This is a genomic window from Marinimicrobium sp. UBA4509 (genome assembly GCF_002388575.1).
Taxonomy (GTDB): Bacteria; Pseudomonadota; Gammaproteobacteria; order Pseudomonadales; family Cellvibrionaceae; genus Marinimicrobium; species Marinimicrobium koreense.
On record NZ_DGMV01000056.1, the window covers coordinates 19,420 to 21,076 of the forward strand.

Consider the following 1,657-nt stretch of genomic DNA (forward strand, 5'->3'; position numbering starts at 1 on the left):
GCCCGATTGAAAATCACCGCCAGCCGCAGCACGATGGCCAGCTGCACCAACTCGGCATCATCCATCGGGAACTTCTTCGCCGGGAAGCGCTTGCGGTGCGCAAGCGCGAGGGCCGCCAGTTGCGCCTGCTCGGCCTTGGAGCAACCCGCCAGGTCCACATTATCGATAATGTAGGCGCTGTGTTTGTGGTAATCGGTGTGGGAAATATCCAGGCCTACCGGGTACAGGCGGGCGGCCCAACCCAGTAACTTGCCTGCCTCGACATTGTCCATCCCCCAGGTATCGGCCACCTGATCAAGGAGAACCCGGGCGGTCTGTTCCACCTGCTCCGCTTTCGGAAGATTGACGTGGAAGCGCTTGGCCAGGGCGTCGACACTTTCCTGACGGATATCCCGGTTTTCCAGTCGGCCCTTGAGGTCGTACAACAATCCCTCGCGCAGAGCCCAATCGGCGGCGAGCATTTTTTCAATGCCCAGGCTTTCGAAAATCGAGGTCAACACAATCACCCCGCCGAGAAATACCGGTTCCCGGTCACTTGAAAGCCCTTTCAAGTTCAGATCCAGCTTTCCGTGATCCTGATAGGCCTTGATGATTTTCTTCAGACCGTCAACAGTGATGGTGCCATCAGTCCAGCCATTCTGTTCGCAGACTTTGGCCGCCGCTTTGATGGTGCCGGACGCGCCCAGTACCTCTTGCCAGCCCTGATCGAGAAAACTGTCCAGCACCGGTGAAATTTCCTGCTGGCAGGCCAGGCGCGCTTTTTTGATCAGTTTATCGGTGACCTTGCCGTCGTAGAAAAAACGCTTGGTGAGGGCCACGCACCCCATGCTCAGGCTTTCCTTGAGTTCCGGCAGCATGCCCTGCCCCAGAATCACCTCGGTGCTGCCGCCGCCGATATCCACCACCATCCGGCGTCCCTCTCCGGGGGCGATGCAGTGTGCGACGCCCAGATACACCAGGCGGGCCTCCTCTTCACCCGAAATGATTTCCACCGGATGCCCGAGTCGACTCTGGGCATCGCTCAGAAAGGCGCGGGAGTCCTCGATGCTGCGAAGGGTTTTTGTGCCGACGATCCGCACGCTGCGGGAGGGGTAATCCCGCAATCGTTCACCGAACCGGTCCAGGCAGGCCATGGCCCGGTCACGAGCCTCATCGTCCAGGCGACCGTCTTCGGTCAGTCCCCACCCCAGGCGTACAGGGTCACGCAGTTTATCGAGCAGGGTGAGCTGATCGTTTTCCCAACGAGCGACAATCATATGAAAGCTGTTGGACCCCAGATCGATGGCGGCAATGTGGCTGGCGCGGGCACCAAACAGGCGGGACAGATTGAACATCCAGTTACCCTATGCGTATTGTTCCAGTTCTTCACTGAGCGCGAGCCATTGTTCCTCGCACTCGTCGAGTTGTGCCTGGGTCTCTCCCTGAGATTTTAGCAGTTCCTGCAGACGCTGCTTGTTCTCGGCATCGTAGATCGCCGGATCGGCCAGCTCGGTTTCGATGCCGGACAGCGACTGGTTCAGCTTATCCATCTGGCGTTCCACTTTTTTGAGCTTGTCCGTCAGCGGCTTCAACTGAGCGCGGCGGGCCGCGGCCTCCTGACGTTGCGCTTTTTTGTCTTGCTGGGGCGGTGGCGCGGCGGCGCGCTCGACAGCATTAT

At 59.3% G+C, this 1,657-nt stretch carries 1 protein-coding gene and 1 pseudogene; both read right to left on the reverse strand.

Translation table 11 applies throughout. The annotated features are described in order from the left end of the window. Positions 1–1,334: Ppx/GppA phosphatase family protein (locus B3520_RS10790; protein ID WP_286876026.1), on the reverse strand; the 1,334-nt coding region annotated here is incomplete at its 3' end. Positions 1,335–1,343: 9 nt separating this feature from the next. Beyond that, positions 1,344–1,657: pseudogene (locus tag B3520_RS10795) on the reverse strand (ABC transporter ATP-binding protein); the annotation flags it as partial.